Genomic DNA, 17470 nt, shown 5'->3' with positions numbered 1-17470 from the left:
CGAAACCCGTGAACGGGTCGACAACCCGGACGTGCCGGCCCGAACGGGCACGGACACCGTTCACGAGCGTGGTGGGCACGTCACGGCACGTCGCTCAGCCCCGGAAATCCTGATGACAGGCGCGACAGCCGTTGGCGATGTCGGTCACGGCGGTGCCCAGTCCGGCGCAATTGAGCGGTGGCGAGCCGAGTTGCGCATCGAGCGTACGGCGCATCTGGCTGGCCGCCTGGGCGAAACGCCTGTCGTCGCGCAGGCGCGGAAATGCCGGTTCCAGGTCGTCGGCCAGCGTCCGCAGCGTACGCAGATGCGGCAGCGCATCGGTTGCCGCGCAGCGATTGCCGTCCAGCTTCGTGCGCAACTGCTCGAGATGCCATTGCTGCACGTGCATGACGCTGGAGGGGAAGTGATCGGCGCGGGCCTGTAGGGCGCGCACCAGCATCACCGTGGCGACGATGCCGATGACCAGGCCGACGATCAACACGAACAGATAGCGCTGGGCGGCCGAGGGCGCGCGCGACGTCTTGGACGGCAGGGAGGACGGTGTGGACATCGGGTGTTCCGGTCTGGACGCTGGCGCGAACATAGCACCGTGGATCGCATGGCGGTACGTCGGCCCCGGTCGCGCATGTGCCGACGGGTCCGCGCAGCGCAACGCCTGCCTTGAGGATCCCGCCAGCCCTTAAAATGCCGCATGGATGCCATCTGGACAGATCGATTCGCCGGTATCGACCGGCTCTACGGCCGCGGCGCTCTGCAGGCGTTTTCGCGCATGCATGTCGCCGTGGTGGGACTGGGCGGCGTCGGCTCGTGGTCGGCGGAGGCCCTCGCTCGCAGCGGTGTGGGCCGGTTGACCCTGATCGATGCCGACGACCTTTGCGTCTCCAACACCAATCGACAGCTGCCGGCGATCCAGGGCCAATACGGCAGGAGCAAGGCCGAAGCGATGGCCGAGCGCTGCCGGGCGATCAATCCGGCGATCGAGGTCGCCGCGGTCGCGAGTTATCTGACGCCCGGCAACCTCGACACGTTGCTCGGTCCCGGGTACGACCTCGTGCTCGATGCGTTCGACAGTTTCCGCGCCAAGCTCGAGGCCATCGCCTGGTGTCGTCGGCACAAGCAGCCGGTGCTCACGGTCGGCTCGGCCGGGGGGCGCATCGATCCCACCCTGGTCCGTGTACGCGATCTCTCGCGCACCGAGCATGACGCCATGCTGGCGCTGGTGCGCAAGAAACTGCGCGCGGACTTCAATTTCCCACGCGGCGCGCAGCGCTACTTCGGCGTGCCCGCGGTGTATTCGCTGGAGAATGTGCGCTATCCGCAGGGCGACGGCTCGGTCTGCGGCGTGCGGCCGAAGCTCGATGCCGATGCCGCGTTGAAGCTCGATTGCGGCGCCGGGCTGGGCGCCGCCACCCACATCACCGGCGCGTTCGCGTTCGTCGCGGCCGGCAAGGCGCTGCAGATGCTGCTCAAGCGCGCCGGGCACGCCTGACGCGAGAGACGGATGCGTCGAGGGCAGTCGGTCGGACGACGCAGGCACCGTCCGTTCGTCGGCCGTGTCGGATCGTGGGGGAGCGTGATCGAGCGCCGACGGCGCGACGGCTATCCTGTCGCCGCATGCATCAGGACGTCTGTCAGGCCGTTCCGAACAAGGCGTGCGCGTTGCGGGTGGTGGCGTCGGCGACGGCGTCGGGCGCCATGCCGCGCAGGCGTGCGACCGCATCCCGTACGCCCACGATGCGCCCCGGCTCGTTGCGCTGGCCGCGATGCGTGCTGTCGGGTTGGTCCGGTGCATCGGTTTCGAGCAACAACTGCTCGAGCGGGACCTCGGTCACGACGCGGTGCATGCGGCGGGCACGCTCATAGGTCACCGGTCCGCCGATGCCGATCAGAAAGCCGAGATCCCACAGCTGCGCGGCCTGCTCCTTGCTGCCGGCATAGCTGTGCACCACGCCGCGCAGGCGGCCGACGCGCCGGATGCTCTGGATCACGGCGTCCACCGCACGCCGCGCGTGCACGATCACCGGCAGGTCGTGGTCGCGGGCCAGCTCGAGCTGGCCGTCGAAGTAATGCTGCTGGGCGTCGCGGTCCAGATCCTCCAGATAGAAATCGAGGCCGCATTCGCCGACCGCGACCGGGCGCTCGCGCTCGATCCACCGGGCGAGATCGTCGAGATGGTCGGGCAGGTGATGGCGCAGGAATGTGGGGTGCAGGCCGTAGGCCGGGAACAGCCCCGCATCCAGGCCCGCTGCCGCGCGCAGACCCGGCCAACCCTCGGCGTGGGTGGCCGGCAGCACCTGCCAACCGACGCCGGCCCGGCGGGCGCGGGCGACGATTTCGCCGCGGTCGGCATCGAATGCCTCGGCATCCAGGTGGCAGTGGGTGTCGAACAGCATCGGATCAGCGCCGGCGCCCGGCCTCGCCGTCGAGGGGCGGACGCGGGTCGGCGTCGCTCTCCTTCGGGCGCTTCAACCGTGCGAGCAGGAGCGTGCCGAGGCCGAGCAGCAGTTCGTCGATCAACGGGATCGGATCGGGCACGATCAACGACAGCACGAACAGGGCTGCGGTCACCGCGAAGAGGCGGGGGTAGCTCAGGCGACCCAGCCAGCGCAGGGCGGGGCCGAGCATCAGATGGCGTGTCCGGATCATCTCGGGTCTCCAAGGGACGCTTGCGAACGACGGCGGCCCGGCGTCGGTGCCGACGGCGACGATGTCGCGCACGTCGGCGATTGGATCAGAGGGCGATCCACGCTAGCACGGGTCGAATGCGTGCCCGATTCACATTTTTTGTAGCCGTAAACGTTTTCTTAATGGGGGCGTTCAGGTACACCGTGTTGGAATCCGTCCCGAGCCCTGACGCAATGCGTCACCCACGGACCCAAAGTGTCCTAGAACACGGAGAGCATGTCGATGAAGAACAACACCTTGGCGATCGCACTGGCGTCCCTTCTGGTGGGCGGTGTTGCCGTGGCGGCGTTCCAGAGCAACCGCGATGCGCCGGCGACGCCGGAGCGCGCAGCCGGCGAAGCGACCGCGCCGGGCATGTTCGAGGATGTGGCGAACGAAGATGCGATCCCGGTCGGCGGCCGACTCGAGTACGCCGATGTGCTGCGCGTCGATCCGGTGACCGAGCGTCAGGATCTGTTCGCCACCGTCATCGGCAGCGAGCCGGTGCGCGAGACCACCACCCAGACCACGCCGCGGCAGGTCTGCGAAGACGTGGTGGTGCAGGAGCGTCTGCCCGAGCGCGACGGCAACGTCGGCGGGACCGTCGTCGGTGCCGTGGTCGGCGGCCTGGTGGGCAACCAGATCGGCAGCGGCAATGGCCGCAAACTGGCCACCGCCGCGGGCGCCACCGCGGGCGGCTTCATCGGCAACCGGGTCGACCGCAATCATGTCGGCGGACGCGTGGTCGAACGGGTTGACCGCCAGTGCCACACCGTCCAGGATTCGTCGCAGTCCTCGCGCGTGGTCGCCTACAACGTGACCTACCGCAACCCGGACGGCACCACCGGCACCATGCGGACGGACAGCAGCCCGGGTGAGCGCATTCGCCTCGGGACGGAAGATGTGCCGGTGGCGTACGACGTGACCTACCGTTTCGACGGCAACGAGCGCACCGTGCGCATGGACCAGCGCCCCGCCGCCGACCGTCTGCCGGTCCTCGATGGTCAGGTGGTCACCCAGACCGCATCCATGCACACCGGCGATCGCCAGTAAGCGCCGGTAGGCGATGGTCCGGTCGCCGCCACCTGGCACGGCGGCGACACGCGACCACCCGCAGGGCCGGCATTGCCGGCCCTGCTTCGTATTCGCCCCACGGCGGAGGGCGAGGCGGGTACGCGCATGCTGTCCTGCGGCATGGCGGGTCCGGGCGCGACGCTACAATCGGCGCTTTCATCGCGTCGGCCGCCCATGTCCTTGCATCCGTACGATCTTTTCGATGTCCGTGCCCTGCTCAGCGACGAGGAGCGGGCGGTCCAGGACTCGGTGGCGCGGTTCACCGACGAGCGCGTGCTGCCCATCATCGGGGAATGCTTCGACCAGGGGCGTTTCCCCGATGAGTTGATCCCCGAGATCGCCGCGCTCGGCGTACTCGGCGCGACCCTGCCGGAAGCGTACGGCTGCGCCGGCCTCAACGGCGTCAGCTACGGGTTGATCTGCCAGGAGCTCGAACGCGGCGACTCCGGTCTGCGCAGTTTCGCCAGCGTGCAATCCTCGCTGTGCATGTATCCGATCCACGCGTACGGCAGCGAGGAGCAGAAGCGCCGCTGGCTGCCGGAGATGGCCGCCGGCCGCGCGATCGGCTGCTTCGGCCTGACCGAGGCGCATGGCGGCTCCGATCCCGCCAACATGAAGACCCATGCCCGGCGCGACGGCGACGACTGGATCCTCGATGGCTCGAAGATGTGGATCACCAATGGCAACCTGGCCCACATCGCCATCGTCTGGGCGCAAACCGACGACGGCATCCAGGGCTTTCTGGTGGAAAAGGACTTCGCCGGCTTCACCGCGCAGGTCATCAAGCACAAGATGAGCCTGCGCGCCTCGGTGACCAGCGCGCTGTTCTTCGACGGCGTGCGCGTGCCCGAGGCGAACAGGCTGCCGAACGTGAAGGGCCTGAAGGGACCGCTGGGCTGCCTGACCCAGGCCCGTTACGGCATCACCTGGGGGCCGATCGGCGCGGCCGTCGCCTGCCTGGACGAGGCGCTGCGCTATTCGAAGGAGCGCATGCTGTTCGGGCGCCCGGTGGCGGCCACGCAGAGCGCGCAGATCAAGATGGCCGACTGGGCGCGCCGCATCACCGCCGCGCAGTTGCTGTCGCTGCAGCTCGGCCGACTGAAGGACGCCGGCAGCATGCAGCCGACCCAGGTGTCGCTGGCCAAGTGGAACAACTGCCGCATGGCGATCGACATCGCGCGCGAGGCGCGCGACCTGCTCGGCGGCGCCGGCATCACCACCGAGCACTGCCCGATCCGGCATGCGCTGAACCTGGAATCGGTGATCACCTACGAGGGCACCGAGACCGTGCATCAACTGGTGGTGGGCCGCGAGCTCACCGGCATCAACGCCTTCTGATCCCGAACCCCGCCGCAGCGAAGGAGCCCTGCGCATGACCCGTCACGACGCGACCTGGCCGGAGCTGCGGACCGAGCGGCTGCTGCTGCGGGTGCCACGGATGGAGGACTTCGAGCGCTACGCCGAGGTCATCGGCAATCCCGACGCCGCTCGCTACATCGGCGGTCACCAACCGCGCGCCGCCGCCTGGCGCCGGTTCCTGCAGATGCCCGGCGCGTGGATGGTGCAGGGGTTCGGCATGTTCTCGGTCATCGAGGCCGCGAGCGGGCGGTGGCTCGGGCAGGCCGGCCCATGGCAACCCGACGGCTGGCCCGGTGCCGAGGTGGGCTACACGTTCCACCCGGACGCCTGGGGCCAGGGCTATGCGTCCGAGGCCGCCACGGCCGCGATCGACTGGGCGTTCGACCACCTGGGCTGGGACGAGGTGATCCACTGCATCGACCCGGACAACGCCGCGTCGCAGGCGCTGGCGCACCGGCTCGGTTCGCGCCGGCTGCGCAGGGCGCGATTGCCGGCTCCGTTCGAGGACGACGAGGTCGAGGTATGGGGACAGACCCGCGCGCAGTGGCGGGCGCGCGACGCGACGGACGCTTGAGCGCCGGCCGGTGACGGCGGACACGCCCGATCGCATCGACACCGGATGCGTGCGCGGAGCCGCGTGCGTGCGCACTCGGGCGTCCAGGCGCGTGCCATCGGCGATCGCCGCGCCGCGGTGGCGCGTATTCGCTCCACGTTCCACACCAATGTGGGACGTCATCGACTGAGGAGACCGCATGTTCGCATCCGTGCCCGATCCGATCCCCGCCCGCATGAAGGGTCTCAACCGCGCGGAGATCTGCGACGTCAATTTCCAGGAGTTCGTGCACGGGTGGCCGGACACGGCCGGTGCGCCTGCCGCCGCGGACGCGCAGGCCCTGGACGGGAGCGTACTGGAGGGGAGCACACTGGATGCGCGCGGGTTTCTCGAACTGTTCGAGTCGCAACTGATCAGCCGCCACCTCGACCTGATGGCGCGCGTGCTGCGCGTGCAGAACAAGGTCTTCTACACCATCGGCTCCAGCGGCCACGAAGGCAACGCGATGGTGGCGCGTCTGACGAGGCACACCGATCCCGCGTTCCTGCATTACCGCAGTGGTGCCTTCATGGCCGAACGGTTCCGTCAGCTGCCCGCTGACGACGGTGCGGCGCGCGACCCGGTGATGGATTCGGCGCTGAGTTTCGCCGCCAGCCAGGACGACCCCGCCAGCGGCGGCCGCCACAAGGTCTGGGGAAGCAAGCCGTTGTGGGTATTGCCGCAGACCTCGACGATCGCTTCGCACCTGCCCAAGGCGCTGGGCACGGCGATCGCGATCGCCCATGCACCGCGCATCGGCCACGCGTTGCCGGTGCCGGACGACAGCATCGTGGTGTGTTCGTTCGGCGATGCATCGAGCAATCACGCCACCGCGCAGACCGCGTTCAACGCCGCGGCGTGGACGGCCTACCAGGGCTTGCCGGCACCGGTGCTGTTCGTGTGCGAGGACAACGGTATCGGCATCTCGGTGAAGACGCCCGAGGGCTGGGTTGCACGCAATTTCGCGCAGCGTGCCGGGCTGGATTACTTCGCGGCCGACGGGCTCGACCTCGCCGCCGGCTACGGCGATGTGCAGCGTGCGGTGGCGCATTGCCGGCGTACCCGGCGCCCGACCTTCCTGCACCTGCGCACGACGCGGCTCATGGGACATGCCGGTACCGACTTCGAGATCGAGTGGCGCGATCTCGCCGAGCTGTGCGCGGTGGAGGCCGGCGACCCGCTGCTGCGCAGTGCGGCGATCGCGCTGTCGTCGGGGTTGATGACGAAGGCGGGCGTGCTGGCGCTGTACGAGGCGGTGCGCGCGCGCTGTTTCGCCGCCGCGGAGGCGGCCGACGCGCGTCCGCGGCTGGCCTCGCTGGATGCGGTGATGGCGCCGCTGGCGCCGTACTCGCCCGATGCGGTGCGGCGCGAGGCCGCGCGTGGCGCCGATCACGCGACGCGCGTGGCGGCCTTCGGCGGCGAGGCGCGCCTGCCCGAGCGGCAGCCGCCGCGGCACATGGCGGTACAGATCAACGCCGCCCTGCACGATCTGTTGCTGGCCCATCCGCAGGCCCTGCTGTTCGGCGAGGACGTGGCCCGGAAGGGCGGTGTCTACACCGTGACCAAGGGGCTGGAGAAAGCCTTCGGCGGGCGGCGCGTGTTCAACACGCTGCTCGACGAGACGATGATCCTGGGCCTGGCGCAGGGGTGCGCCAATATGGGCCTGCTGCCGTTGCCCGAGATCCAGTACCTGGCGTACTTCCACAACGCCTGCGACCAGATCCGCGGCGAGGCGGCCAGCCTGCAGTTCTTCAGCAACGGCCAGTACCGCAACCCGATGGTGATGCGCATCGCCTCGCTGGGATATCAGCGAGGGTTCGGCGGGCATTTCCACAACGACAATTCGATCACCGCGTTGCGCGACATCCCCGGGCTGGTGGTCGGCTGCCCGTCGCGCGGCGACGACGCGGCGATGATGCTGCGCACGCTGATGGCGCTGGCGGCGGTGGACGGACGCGTGTGCGCGTTCCTTGAGCCGATCGCGCTGTACATGACCAAGGACCTGTACCCGGGCGACGGCGGCTGGTCGACCGAGTACCCGGCGCCCGGCCGCGCGCTGACGCTCGGCGAGGCGCGGGTCTACGACACGGACGCCCGCGATCTGGTGATCCTCACCTTCGGCAACGGCGTGCCGATGAGCCTGCGCGCCGCGCGCGAGATCCAGGCCGAACACGGCTGGTCGGTGCGGGTGGTGGACCTGCGCTGGCTGGTGCCGCTCAACACCGATGCGATCGCGCACCACGTGGGCGAATGCGCGCGGGTGCTGGTGGTCGACGAGGGGCGACGCAGTGCCGGCGTGGGCGAGGGCATCATCACCGCGATCGTCGAGGCCGGATTCGGCGCGCGGCCGTTGCGGCGGGTGGTCGGCGCGGACACGTTCACGCCGCTGGCCGGTGCGGCGCTGCTGGTGCTGCCGTCCGAGGCGGAGATCGTGGCGGCCGCGGCGGATCTGGTGACGGGTGACGGGTGACGGGTGACGGGTGACGGAGGCTGCGTCCGGTAGTGGCGGGGAGGCGGACATTCGGCTGCCCGCTTCGTTCTTCTCGCACCGCGACCTGATGGGCCCCAACGCGGCCGGCAGCCTGCTCGCGCGAATGTCCCCGGCCGCCGTAAGCGCGGCGGCGGCCTCCGAATGCGAAATCGAGGAGGACGAAGCCGTCGTAGATGGGGTGGGGCGTTCGAAGCCGGGGGCGGGACCCCACGCGTCACCGTCGCGCCAGTCGGCTCGCCGCGGCGTTTGGACGTCGATTGCCGGTCGCGTTCCCGCTCATCGTCGCCCGGCTGAAGAAGGACTCAAGAAAACGCGCCGGACGACAAGCGTCCGGCGCGTTTCGTGCGGGTACCGTCGGGCGCGGATCAGTCGGCGAACTGGACCCGCACCTCGACCCGGCGGTTCGGCGCGAGGCAATCCTGCAGGGCAGCGCCGCGCAGGCTGTCGCACTCGACCACCGGCTCGACACTGCCGCGACCCACAGCGGTGATGGCATCGGCCGGGACGCCACGTTCGATCAGGTACTCGCGAACCGCGTCGGCACGCTGTTCGGACAGGCGCAGGTTCGCGCGGTCGTTGCCGATGCGGTCGCTGTGGCCGATGACGTGGACGATTTCGAGCTGCCGCGCGCTCAGCCGCGTGGCGAGGTCGTCGAGCGCCTGACGACCGGCCGGGCTGAAGTCGTCGATGCTGGCGCGACCGAAGGCGAACAGGCCGTCGGCGGACAGCCGCTCCAGGAACGACGAGGGCAACTGGGGGACTTCCTGCTCCGCCGGCGGCGGGGGCGGCGGAGAGGCGGGCTGGGGGGCGCAGGCGGCGAGCAGGGCTGCGGACAGCACCGCGGAAGCAGCGGGGAGCGTGAAGCGCATGATGTCTTTCCTTCCTCTGGATACGGCGTCGGTCAAGCGAATGCACGCAACCGGGCTGGCATCCCTGGCCATTGATGTCGACGGCACGGGCCCGATCCCCCTGCGGATTCGTCCGAAGCGTGAATATGGGCTGTCTACAGGGTCGGAATCAAGCGTTTCCGGGCCGCAGCAGGCTCGGAAACGCTCAGCGGAGCAGGCCGTCACAGAGCGGCAGGATGGCCGCGTCCCGATCGTTCACACGCAGTGTCGCGTCGGGCGTCGGCAGCGGCAGCACCGCCAGGGCCTCGGGCCCGACGGCCGCGACCACGCGTCCACTGACGCCTTCGCCGCCGACCTCGTCGCCCGCAGCAACGGCAGCGGCGATGCGCAATCGCGCCAGGCCACGCTTGGCCTGCCCGAGGAAATGCGTGCGGGCGACGATCTCCTGGCCCGGGTAGCAGCCCTTGCGCACGCTGTAGGCGCGCAGGCGGTCGAGCGAGAGTTGTTGCGGGGTCCACTGCTCGACCTGCGACGGTTCCAGCCGCGGCAGACCGTGGGCGAGGTCGAAGGCGCGCCAGGCCGCCAATCTCGTGTCGTCCTCCGGCGCCGAAGCACTGGATGCGGCGTCGAACACCAGTCGGCGCGCGCCTCCGGCACCGGACAGGTCGAGTTCGAAGCCGCCCTCGGAGAGTTCGGCGACAACGGCGCCCTGAGCCGAGCGGGGCGATGCGAACGCACCGACAGGCGCCGAACCCACGCCGACGACCACCTTGCTCCGGAACACGAATCCGCGCAGTCGTGCGGCGAAGGCCTCGGGGTCGGCGTCCATCAACACCAGCCGCAGCCGTTCCGCATCCAGGCGCACCAGCGCGAACAGTGCCAGCACGCGACCTTTGGGCGTCAGCCAGGCGCTCCAATGCCAGTGTCCATCGGGCAGGGCGGCCATGTCATTGGTGAACTGGGCCTGCGCGAAGGCGACCGCATCGCGGCCGTCCAGGCCGACGATGCGGATGTCGGCCAGCGCGAACAGGGCGTCTGCAGAAGCGTCCGACTTGTCGTGCATGAACGTGGGATTTAGAATTCGGTGGTGATTACTCCGCCCATGATAGGCGAAAGCGCTCCCGACCCGGATCGCGGGCAGGACGCCGGAACCACGCCAGACCCACCCCCGGCGCAGCCGCAGCCAGAGGAGTTCGGAGGCCGCGACGGCCCGGATCCGACCCGCTACGGCGACTGGGAAAAGAACGGCCGCTGCATCGATTTCTGACCGGTCGCATCCGCCTCACGGCAGTCCAGCCACTGTTACAGCCACGCGGCGCCACGCCGCCCAGCGAGGAGTCCTGCCAGCGATGGCGAACCGCGAACGCCCCCTGTCCCCATTCATGCTCGGGCAGGCCTACCGATTCCAGATCACCTCCCTCCTCTCGATCCTGTTCCGCATTGCCGGCATCGGGCTGTCCGTCGGCGCGTTCGTGCTGGTGTGGTGGCTGCTGGCCGTGGCCGAAGGCGGTGACGCCTACGCCCGCGCCGCGGCCTGCCTCGCCTCGCCGGTGGGCCGGATCGCCCTGTTCCTGTTCTCGCTGGGCCTGGTCTATCACCTGCTCAACGGCATCCGCCACCTGCTGTGGGACGCCGGCTGGGGCTTCGAGATTCCCGAGGTCTACCGCTCCGGCTACGCCGTGGTCGGCCTGACCCTGGTGCTGACCGCGGCGATCTGGTTCGTCGCCCTGTGGGGTGCGGCATGAGCGAGACCAAGTCCGTGAGCGAGACGTCCGCGCGGCGCGACCTGCGCTCCCCGATCGCGCGTGCGCGCGGCCTGGGCTCGGCGAAGTCCGGCACCGGCCACTTCTGGTGGCAGCGCATGACCGCGGTGCTGCTGGCGCTGCTGGTGCCGTGGCTGGTCGGCCTGCTGGTGTCGATGGTCGGTGCCGATCTCGTCACCGTGCGCGAGACCATCGCGCGGCCGTGGAACGCGATCATCCTGGCGCTGTTCCTGATCGCCATGTTCTGGCACGCCAAGCTGGGGCTTCAGGTGGTGATCGAGGACTACATCCACCAGCGTGCGCTCGAACTCGCGCTGCAGTTCCTGATCACCGTGGCCTGCGCGTTGGGCGCGCTGGCGTCGCTGTACGCGATCGGGCGCATCGCGCTCCTATGAGTTCCGTCGCCTCCGGAGCCGGCGCAACGTGCCTGCGACGCTGCGACCGGCGGCGGCTCCCGCCGACGCGATCGCCCCTCTCCCGCTTGCGGGAGAGGGGATGGGCTGAGGGCCGGTTCGTCGCGACAGAGCGCCCTCATCCGGCGCTGCGCGCCACCTTCTCCCGCTCTGCGGGAGAAGGGTTGATGTCGACGTCCGTACCTTTCGATTCGTCTCCTCCTCCCGCGGGAGAGGGGATGGGGTGAGGGCAGCAAGCGACACGCTCGCTCCGCCCTCCCCACGCACAACCCAGAGAGTCCCCATGACCTCCACCTACAAGATCACCGAACACAAGTACGACATGATCGTCGTCGGCGCCGGCGGCGCCGGCCTGCGCGCCACCTTCGGCCTCGCGGCCAAGGGGCTGCAGACGGCGTGCCTGACCAAGGTGTTCCCGACCCGCTCGCACACCGTGGCCGCGCAGGGCGGCATTTCCGCCGCGCTCGGCAACATGGGCGAGGACGACTGGCGCTACCACTTCTACGACACCATCAAGGGCTCCGACTGGCTGGGCGACCAGGACGCCATCCAGTACATGTGCCGCGAGGCGATCCCGGCGATCGTCGAGCTCGAGCACCAGGGCGTGCCGTTCTCGCGTACCGAGGAAGGCAAGATCTACCAGCGCCCGTTCGGCGGCATGACCACGCACTACGGCAAGGGCATCGCCCAGCGCACCTGCGCCGCGGCCGACCGCACCGGCCACGCCATCCTGCACACGCTCTACCAGCAGTCGCTGGCGCACGACGCGCGCTTCTTCATCGAGTACTTCGCGCTCGACCTGATCATGGACGCCGACGGCGCCTGCCGCGGCGTGCTCGCGCTGGACATGGCCGAGGGCACCCTGCACCTGTTCCGCGCCCATGGCGTGGTGCTGGCCACCGGCGGCTACGGCCGCGCGTACTTCTCCGCCACCTCGGCCCACACCTGCACCGGCGACGGCGGCGGCATGGCGCTGCGCGCCGGCCTCGGCCTGCAGGACATGGAGTTCGTGCAGTTCCACCCGACCGGCATCTACGGCGCGGGCTGCCTGATCACCGAGGGCGTGCGTGGCGAAGGCGGCATCCTGCGCAACAGCAACGGCGAGCGCTTCATGGAGCGCTACGCGCCCAACGCCAAGGACCTCGCCTCGCGCGACGTGGTCAGCCGTTCGATGACCATCGAGATCCGCGAAGGCCGCGGCGTGGGCGAGCACAAGGACCACATCCACCTCGACCTCACCCACCTCGACCCGAAGGACATCCACGAGAAGCTGCCCGGCATCGCCGAGAGCGCGCGGATCTTCGCCGGCGTCGACGTGGAGAAGCAGCCGATCCCGGTGATCCCGACCGTGCACTACAACATGGGCGGCATCCCCACCAACTACCACGGCGAAGTGGTGCAGCTGAAGGACGGCAACCCGGATGCGGTGGTCCCCGGCCTGTACGCGATCGGCGAGGCCGCCTGCGTGTCGGTGCACGGCGCCAACCGCCTGGGCTCCAATTCGCTGCTCGACCTGGTCGTCTTCGGCCGTGCGGTGGCCAACCGCTGTGCCGAGACCATCAAGCCGGGCCAGTCGCACAAGCGCCTGGCCGACGACGCCTGCGACAAGGCGCTCGCCAATCTCGACCGCGCGCGCAACGCCAACGGCAGCACGCCCACGTCCGAGATCCGCGACAACATGCAGCGCACCATGCAGCAGGACGCTGCGGTGTTCCGCACCGGCGAGACGCTGGCCGAAGGCGTGAAGAAGATCCGCGAGATCCACGCCTCGTTCGCCGACGTTAAGGTCAGCGACCGGTCGCTGGTGTGGAACTCCGACCTGATCGAGACCCTGGAACTGCAGAACCTGCTGGGCCAGGCGCTGACCACGATCGTCTCGGCCGAGAACCGGACCGAATCGCGTGGCGCCCACGCCCGCGAGGACTTCAGCGAGCGCGACGACGAGAACTGGCACAAGCACACCCTGTGCTGGGTGGGCGAGAACGGCGAGACCGCGATCGACTACCGCCCGGTGCACATGTACACGCTCGACGACGAAGTCGAGGTCGTGCCGCCGAAGGCGCGCGTGTACTGAGTCGGGACCCCATCGCACCGGTCGGGCTCCGCCCGAGCGCCGCCTGAGCCAACGAGAACAGCCATGGCCGAATTTTCCCTCCCCAAGAACTCGAAGATCCAGCCGGGTCGCCACTTCCCGGCCACCGGTGCCACGCGCACCCGGACCTTCAAGGTCTACCGCTGGAACCCGGACGACGGGCGCAACCCGAGCACCGACACCTACGAGATCGATCTCGACAAGTGCGGGCCGATGGTTCTGGACGCGCTGATCAAGATCAAGAACGAGATCGATCCGACGCTCACCTTCCGTCGTTCCTGCCGCGAAGGCATCTGCGGTTCGTGCGCGATGAACATCGACGGCACCAACACGCTGGCGTGCACCAAGGCGATCGACGACTGCGGCAAGGCCGACAAGGACGTGCCGGTCTATCCGCTGCCGCATATGTCCGTCATCAAGGACTTGGTGCCGGACCTGACCCACTTCTACGCCCAGTACGCGTCGATCAAGCCGTGGCTGCGGACCCAGAGTGCGGCGCCGCCGGACCGCGAGCGTCTGCAATCGAAGGAAGACCGCGCCAAGCTCGATGGTCTCTACGAATGCATCCTGTGCGCATGCTGTACGACCTCGTGCCCGAGCTACTGGTGGAACGGCGACCGTTACCTGGGGCCGGCGATCCTGCTGCAGGCCTACCGCTGGATCATCGACAGCCGCGACGAGGACACCGGCGCGCGCCTGGACGACCTCGAGGATCCGTTCAAGCTCTACCGCTGCCACACCATCATGAACTGCGCGCGGACATGCCCGAAGGGCTTGAACCCCGCCAAGGCCATCGGCCAGATCAAGCAGCTGATGCTGGCGCGCCACGGCTGATCCCGTGGCGATGCCTGCGCCATCGACGATGGCGGTGCTGGCGCCGGGCTTCGCCCTGGTCGCGCTGACCTTCGCGGTGATGGCCGTCATGTACGCGCGCCGCTTCGCGCAGATGCGGCGCGACGCGATCGCCCCGCAGGCGGTCGCCACTTCGGCGCAGTCCGCGCGCCTGCTCACAGACAGCGCCGCTGCCGACAACTTCCGCAACCTGCTGGAACTGCCGCTGCTGTTCTACGTCGCCCTGCTGACCGCAGTGGCGGCGGGGCAGGGCGGTACGGCCGTGGTGGCGCTCGCCTGGGCGTTCGTCGCCACGCGCGTGCTGCACAGCGGGTTTCAGTGCCTGGGCAACCGGGTGGTGCCGCGGTTCCTGTCTTTCATCGCCGGCGCGGCCGTGTTGCTGTCGTTGTGGGGCCGGCTTGCCTGGGGTGTGTGGCTGCATGGTTGACGACGCCATCGAACTCAAGCGCCTGCGCTGGCGCTGTCGCCGTGGCATGCGCGAACTGGACGTGCTGTTCAACGCCTGGCTCGACCGCGTGTGGCCTACTGCTTCCGAGGCCGAGCGGGCGGTTTTCCTACAGCTGCTCGATTGCGAAGACGATAAGGTCTGGCGCTGGTGCATGGGCTACGAGGACCTGCCCGATGGCGCACTCGGCGCGCTCGTCGAACGGATGCGGCAGTTGCAGTCGGACATCGTCCGCGGCTGAGTGCGCGCGCGGCGTTTCGCCGCCGGGCAGCGGAGCCGGTCGGCATGCGCTGCGGGCTCGTGCGGGTACGCCGACATGAAGGCCTCCGCGGCATCTGTCGCTGCTTCGCGGGTGCGACCCGGACGCGAAGTCGATGCCGTGTCGCCCGGCGTCATCCACTGGCGCCCGTCGCGTTGGCTGCTGGTCTGCTTGCTCGGCATGGCCGCGTCGGCGCCGGTCGCGGTGCTGGTGTCGGAAATGCCGCGCATCGCCGCCTGGCCGCTGGCCGGCGGCGCGCTGGCCTACGGCCTGATCGCGGCCTGGTGGGAGATGCGCCGTCCGTCGCTGGCGCTGCGCATCCACGGCGAGCGCGTCGAGGTGGACGGTGTGCCCGTCGCCGGCTTCCGTTTGGTCTGGCGCGGTCCGCTGGCCTTCGCCCGCTGGCGCGACGGGGCGGGGCGCTGCGTGCGCCGCGTCTGGTGGCCGGACACGCTGCCGTCGGTGGCACGGCGTGAACTGCGACTGGCCGCGCCGGCCCCGCGCGCTGCGCGGCGGGGCTCTTCGGTGGCACCATAGGCGCCTCGGCCGGCGCCCGGTGCCGGCGTCCCAGCGCGAGCCGCATGTTCAAACCCCTGTCCGCCGCCATCGGCCTGCGCTACCTGCGCGCCAAACGCCGCAACGGCTTCATCTCCTTCATCTCGCTCGCCTCGATCCTCGGCATCGCCATCGGCGTGGCCGCGCTGATCACCACCCTCGCGGTGATGACCGGTTTCCAGCGCGAGATCCGCGACCGCCTGCTGCAGATGTCCGCGCACGCCACGGTGAGCGCCGACAGCGGCACCATGGACGACTGGCGCCACGCCGTGGACATCGCCGAGCGCGACCCGCGCGTGGCCGGCGCCGCGCCCTACGTGCAGAGCGAGGCGCTCATCGCCGGCCCCAACCGCCAGCCCGCGCTGTTGCAGGGCGTGCTGCCCGAGCAGGAGCAGCACGTCTCGGTGATCGCGGACCGCATGGTGGAAGGCGAGTTCGACTCGCTCGAGGCCGGCGCCTTCAACATCATCCTCGGCCGCGAACTCGCGCTGTGGCTGGGCGTGCGCGTGGGCGATCGCGTGGTGGTGACCACCGACTTCCAGTCCACGCCCATGGGCGCGGTGCCGCAGCTCAAGCGCTACACCGTGAGCGGCCTGTTCGAAGCCGGCCACCAGCAGTTCGACCGCAACCTCGCCCTGGTCAACATGCAGGACCTGCAGCGCGTGCAGCGCATCGGCGAGGGCGTGACCGGCGTACGCCTGCGCCTGCACGACATGAACCGCTCGTGGGAGGTCGCGCGCGACCTCGCCATCGCGCTGCAGGGCCCGTACCGCGTCAGCGACTGGAGCCAGGAGAACGCCAACATGTTCCGGGCGCTGCGCCTGGAGAAGACCATGATCGCGATCCTGCTGTCGCTGATCATCGCCATGGGTGCGTTCAACCTGGTCTCGTCGCAAGTCATGCTGGTGACCGACAAGCAGGCCGACATCGCCATCATGCGCACGCTGGGCATGCCGCCGGGCGGCATCCTGCGGGTGTTCATGGTGCAGGGCACGCTGATCGGCGTGATCGGCACGGTGATCGGCGTGGTGGCCGGCATCACCCTCACCCTCAACCTCGAACACATCCTGCGCGCCATCGAGACCACCTTCAACGTGGTGCTGATCCCGCCGGACGTCTACTACATCACCGGCCTGCCCACCGAGCTGCGCGCCGACGACATCACCCTGATCGCCTTCGTCGCCCTGGTGATGGCCTTCCTCGCCACCATCTACCCGGCCTGGCGCGCCTCGCGCACCGCACCGGCGGAGGCCCTGCGTTATGAGTGACCCGATGCCGACCGTCACCCCCCGGCCCGATACCGGGGTCACCGCCGCCAAGGCGGCCGACAGCGTCATCCGCGCCGAGGGCCTCGGCAAGACCTATCGCGAAGGCAAGCTCAACACCCCCGTCTTCGCCGGCCTCGACCTGGACGTGTACCCGGGCGAGACCGTCGCGATCATCGGCGCCTCCGGCGCGGGCAAGAGCACCCTCCTGCACCTGCTGGGCGGCCTGGACGTGCCCACCAGTGGCGAGGTGTACGTCGACGGTCACCGCATGAGCGCGCTCTCCGACCGCGCCCGCGGCGCCCTGCGCAACCGCGCGCTCGGCTTCGTCTACCAGTTCCACCACCTGCTGCCTGAGTTCACCGCGCTGGAGAACGTGATGCTGCCCGCCCTGCTGGCCGGCCAGCCCGTGGGCGGCGGCAGCCACGCCAAGGCCCCCACCGTGGCCGAGGTGGAACCCAAGGCCCGCGCCCTGTTGGAATCGGTCGGGCTGGGCCACCGCCTGCAGCACAAGCCCGGCGAACTCTCCGGCGGCGAACGCCAGCGCGCCGCCGTCGCCCGCGCCCTGGTCAACCAGCCCGCCTGCGTGCTGGGCGACGAACCCACCGGCAACCTCGACGACCGCACCGCCGGCACCGTCTTCGACCTCATGCTCGACCTCAACCGCGCCCAGCGCACCAGCCTCGTGCTGGTGACCCACGACCGCGACCTCGCCCGTCGGCTGGACCGGGTGCTGGAGCTGCACGAGGGGAAGTTGCGGGAAATGGCGCCTTCGGCGGTTTGAGGGAGCTTGAGGTC

Annotated in this window: 20 protein-coding genes; 15 read left to right on the top strand and 5 right to left on the bottom strand. The window is 69.7% G+C overall.

The annotated features are described in order from the left end of the window. Positions 1–94: 94 nt before the first annotated feature. Positions 95–550, bottom strand: coding sequence for a hypothetical protein (locus tag RG19_RS10050; RefSeq protein ID WP_058835156.1), 456 nt, complete (start codon positions 548–550; stop codon positions 95–97). A 141-nt stretch (positions 551–691) separates the two neighbouring features. Between RG19_RS10050 and RG19_RS10045 the strand changes: the two genes are divergently transcribed. Then, a complete protein-coding gene (locus tag RG19_RS10045; protein ID WP_058835155.1) occupies positions 692–1489 on the top strand; it encodes a tRNA threonylcarbamoyladenosine dehydratase in 798 nt (265 codons plus the stop codon). Between the two features lie 142 nt (positions 1490–1631). Here the strand turns inward: RG19_RS10045 and RG19_RS10040 are convergent, their stop codons facing one another. Together RG19_RS10040 and RG19_RS10035 are read right to left on the bottom strand one after the other, a co-directional pair. After that, positions 1632–2393, bottom strand: coding sequence for a TatD family hydrolase (locus RG19_RS10040; RefSeq protein ID WP_157515232.1), 762 nt, complete (start codon positions 2391–2393; stop codon positions 1632–1634). A gap of 4 nt (positions 2394–2397) precedes the next feature. Beyond that, entirely contained in the window at positions 2398–2646 is a 249-nt protein-coding gene (locus RG19_RS10035; protein WP_058836540.1) for a DUF6116 family protein, read from the bottom strand. Between the two features lie 261 nt (positions 2647–2907). Between RG19_RS10035 and RG19_RS10030 the strand changes: the two genes are divergently transcribed. The 4 genes from RG19_RS10030 (at position 2908) to RG19_RS10015 (ending at position 8159) form a co-directional block, all read left to right on the top strand. Beyond that, positions 2908–3717: a glycine zipper 2TM domain-containing protein gene (locus RG19_RS10030; protein WP_058836539.1), complete on the top strand. Its 810-nt coding sequence runs from the start codon at positions 2908–2910 to the stop codon at positions 3715–3717. A gap of 195 nt (positions 3718–3912) precedes the next feature. Further along, entirely contained in the window at positions 3913–5076 is a 1164-nt protein-coding gene (locus RG19_RS10025; protein WP_058835154.1) for an acyl-CoA dehydrogenase family protein, read from the top strand. Between the two features lie 34 nt (positions 5077–5110). Next, the gene (locus RG19_RS10020) at positions 5111–5671 is read left to right on the top strand and encodes a GNAT family N-acetyltransferase (protein WP_058835153.1); all 561 of its coding nucleotides are present in this window, start codon (positions 5111–5113) and stop codon (positions 5669–5671) included. Between the two features lie 178 nt (positions 5672–5849). After that, positions 5850–8159, top strand: a complete 2310-nt coding sequence (locus RG19_RS10015; protein WP_058835152.1) for a thiamine pyrophosphate-dependent enzyme — start codon at positions 5850–5852, stop codon at positions 8157–8159. Positions 8160–8545: 386 nt separating this feature from the next. Here the strand turns inward: RG19_RS10015 and RG19_RS10010 are convergent, their stop codons facing one another. Then, complete coding sequence (locus RG19_RS10010; RefSeq protein WP_058835151.1) at positions 8546–9049, bottom strand: OmpA family protein; 504 nt, start codon at positions 9047–9049, stop codon at positions 8546–8548. 184 nt (positions 9050–9233) lie between these two features. Beyond that, positions 9234–10091 carry a CAF17-like 4Fe-4S cluster assembly/insertion protein YgfZ gene (gene ygfZ / locus RG19_RS10005; protein ID WP_058835150.1) on the bottom strand — a complete coding sequence of 286 codons (858 nt, stop codon included), beginning with the start codon at positions 10089–10091 and terminating at the stop codon, positions 9234–9236. 39 nt (positions 10092–10130) lie between these two features. Between ygfZ and RG19_RS18370 the strand changes: the two genes are divergently transcribed. The 10 genes from RG19_RS18370 (at position 10131) to lolD (ending at position 17456) form a co-directional block, all read left to right on the top strand. Next, positions 10131–10295, top strand: a complete 165-nt coding sequence (locus RG19_RS18370; protein WP_082672601.1) for a DUF1674 domain-containing protein — start codon at positions 10131–10133, stop codon at positions 10293–10295. Between the two features lie 82 nt (positions 10296–10377). Next, positions 10378–10773, top strand: coding sequence for a succinate dehydrogenase, cytochrome b556 subunit (sdhC, locus tag RG19_RS10000; protein ID WP_058835149.1), 396 nt, complete (start codon positions 10378–10380; stop codon positions 10771–10773). Continuing rightward, positions 10770–11186, top strand: coding sequence for a succinate dehydrogenase, hydrophobic membrane anchor protein (sdhD, locus tag RG19_RS09995; protein WP_058835148.1), 417 nt, complete (start codon positions 10770–10772; stop codon positions 11184–11186). The genes sdhC and sdhD overlap by 4 nt, the downstream gene beginning before the upstream one ends. 301 nt (positions 11187–11487) lie before the next feature. Next, positions 11488–13278: a succinate dehydrogenase flavoprotein subunit gene (sdhA, locus tag RG19_RS09990; protein ID WP_058835147.1), complete on the top strand. Its 1791-nt coding sequence runs from the start codon at positions 11488–11490 to the stop codon at positions 13276–13278. Positions 13279–13341: 63 nt separating this feature from the next. Then, positions 13342–14130 carry a succinate dehydrogenase iron-sulfur subunit gene (locus tag RG19_RS09985; RefSeq protein WP_058835146.1) on the top strand — a complete coding sequence of 263 codons (789 nt, stop codon included), beginning with the start codon at positions 13342–13344 and terminating at the stop codon, positions 14128–14130. 10 nt (positions 14131–14140) lie between these two features. Beyond that, positions 14141–14575 carry an MAPEG family protein gene (locus RG19_RS09980; RefSeq protein WP_082672600.1) on the top strand — a complete coding sequence of 145 codons (435 nt, stop codon included), beginning with the start codon at positions 14141–14143 and terminating at the stop codon, positions 14573–14575. Further along, positions 14568–14834, top strand: a complete 267-nt coding sequence (locus RG19_RS09975; RefSeq protein WP_058835144.1) for an FAD assembly factor SdhE — start codon at positions 14568–14570, stop codon at positions 14832–14834. Before RG19_RS09980 ends, RG19_RS09975 begins: the two co-directional genes overlap by 8 nt. 138 nt (positions 14835–14972) lie before the next feature. Next, positions 14973–15389: a hypothetical protein gene (locus tag RG19_RS09970; protein ID WP_238376618.1), complete on the top strand. Its 417-nt coding sequence runs from the start codon at positions 14973–14975 to the stop codon at positions 15387–15389. A 44-nt stretch (positions 15390–15433) separates the two neighbouring features. Next, a complete protein-coding gene (locus tag RG19_RS09965) occupies positions 15434–16675 on the top strand; it encodes a lipoprotein-releasing ABC transporter permease subunit (RefSeq protein WP_058835142.1) in 1242 nt (413 codons plus the stop codon). A 4-nt stretch (positions 16676–16679) separates the two neighbouring features. Next, complete coding sequence (gene lolD, locus RG19_RS09960; RefSeq protein WP_058835141.1) at positions 16680–17456, top strand: lipoprotein-releasing ABC transporter ATP-binding protein LolD; 777 nt, start codon at positions 16680–16682, stop codon at positions 17454–17456. Positions 17457–17470: the final 14 nt, after the last annotated feature.

This window comes from Luteimonas abyssi, from assembly GCF_001482195.1.
Classification (GTDB): Bacteria; Pseudomonadota; Gammaproteobacteria; order Xanthomonadales; family Xanthomonadaceae; genus Luteimonas; species Luteimonas abyssi.
The sequence above is the reverse complement of the archived record's forward strand: the minus strand, read 5'-3'. Positions and strand labels throughout refer to the sequence as shown.

What these genes read in the sequence shown, in the direction of transcription:
- RG19_RS10050 (WP_058835156.1), bottom strand. Translation starts at nt 550, where the DNA reads ATGTCCACACCGTCCTCCCTGCCGTCCAAGACGTCGCGCGCGCCCTCG.
- RG19_RS10045 (WP_058835155.1), top strand. Translation starts at nt 692, where the DNA reads ATGGATGCCATCTGGACAGATCGATTCGCCGGTATCGACCGGCTCTAC.
- RG19_RS10040 (WP_157515232.1), bottom strand. Translation starts at nt 2,393, where the DNA reads ATGCTGTTCGACACCCACTGCCACCTGGATGCCGAGGCATTCGATGCC.
- RG19_RS10035 (WP_058836540.1), bottom strand. Translation starts at nt 2,646, where the DNA reads ATGATCCGGACACGCCATCTGATGCTCGGCCCCGCCCTGCGCTGGCTG.
- RG19_RS10030 (WP_058836539.1), top strand. Translation starts at nt 2,908, where the DNA reads ATGAAGAACAACACCTTGGCGATCGCACTGGCGTCCCTTCTGGTGGGC.
- RG19_RS10025 (WP_058835154.1), top strand. Translation starts at nt 3,913, where the DNA reads ATGTCCTTGCATCCGTACGATCTTTTCGATGTCCGTGCCCTGCTCAGC.
- RG19_RS10020 (WP_058835153.1), top strand. Translation starts at nt 5,111, where the DNA reads ATGACCCGTCACGACGCGACCTGGCCGGAGCTGCGGACCGAGCGGCTG.
- RG19_RS10015 (WP_058835152.1), top strand. Translation starts at nt 5,850, where the DNA reads ATGTTCGCATCCGTGCCCGATCCGATCCCCGCCCGCATGAAGGGTCTC.
- RG19_RS10010 (WP_058835151.1), bottom strand. Translation starts at nt 9,049, where the DNA reads ATGCGCTTCACGCTCCCCGCTGCTTCCGCGGTGCTGTCCGCAGCCCTG.
- ygfZ (WP_058835150.1), bottom strand. Translation starts at nt 10,091, where the DNA reads ATGCACGACAAGTCGGACGCTTCTGCAGACGCCCTGTTCGCGCTGGCC.
- RG19_RS18370 (WP_082672601.1), top strand. Translation starts at nt 10,131, where the DNA reads ATGATAGGCGAAAGCGCTCCCGACCCGGATCGCGGGCAGGACGCCGGA.
- sdhC (WP_058835149.1), top strand. Translation starts at nt 10,378, where the DNA reads ATGGCGAACCGCGAACGCCCCCTGTCCCCATTCATGCTCGGGCAGGCC.
- sdhD (WP_058835148.1), top strand. Translation starts at nt 10,770, where the DNA reads ATGAGCGAGACCAAGTCCGTGAGCGAGACGTCCGCGCGGCGCGACCTG.
- sdhA (WP_058835147.1), top strand. Translation starts at nt 11,488, where the DNA reads ATGACCTCCACCTACAAGATCACCGAACACAAGTACGACATGATCGTC.
- RG19_RS09985 (WP_058835146.1), top strand. Translation starts at nt 13,342, where the DNA reads ATGGCCGAATTTTCCCTCCCCAAGAACTCGAAGATCCAGCCGGGTCGC.
- RG19_RS09980 (WP_082672600.1), top strand. Translation starts at nt 14,141, where the DNA reads ATGCCTGCGCCATCGACGATGGCGGTGCTGGCGCCGGGCTTCGCCCTG.
- RG19_RS09975 (WP_058835144.1), top strand. Translation starts at nt 14,568, where the DNA reads ATGGTTGACGACGCCATCGAACTCAAGCGCCTGCGCTGGCGCTGTCGC.
- RG19_RS09965 (WP_058835142.1), top strand. Translation starts at nt 15,434, where the DNA reads ATGTTCAAACCCCTGTCCGCCGCCATCGGCCTGCGCTACCTGCGCGCC.
- lolD (WP_058835141.1), top strand. Translation starts at nt 16,680, where the DNA reads ATGCCGACCGTCACCCCCCGGCCCGATACCGGGGTCACCGCCGCCAAG.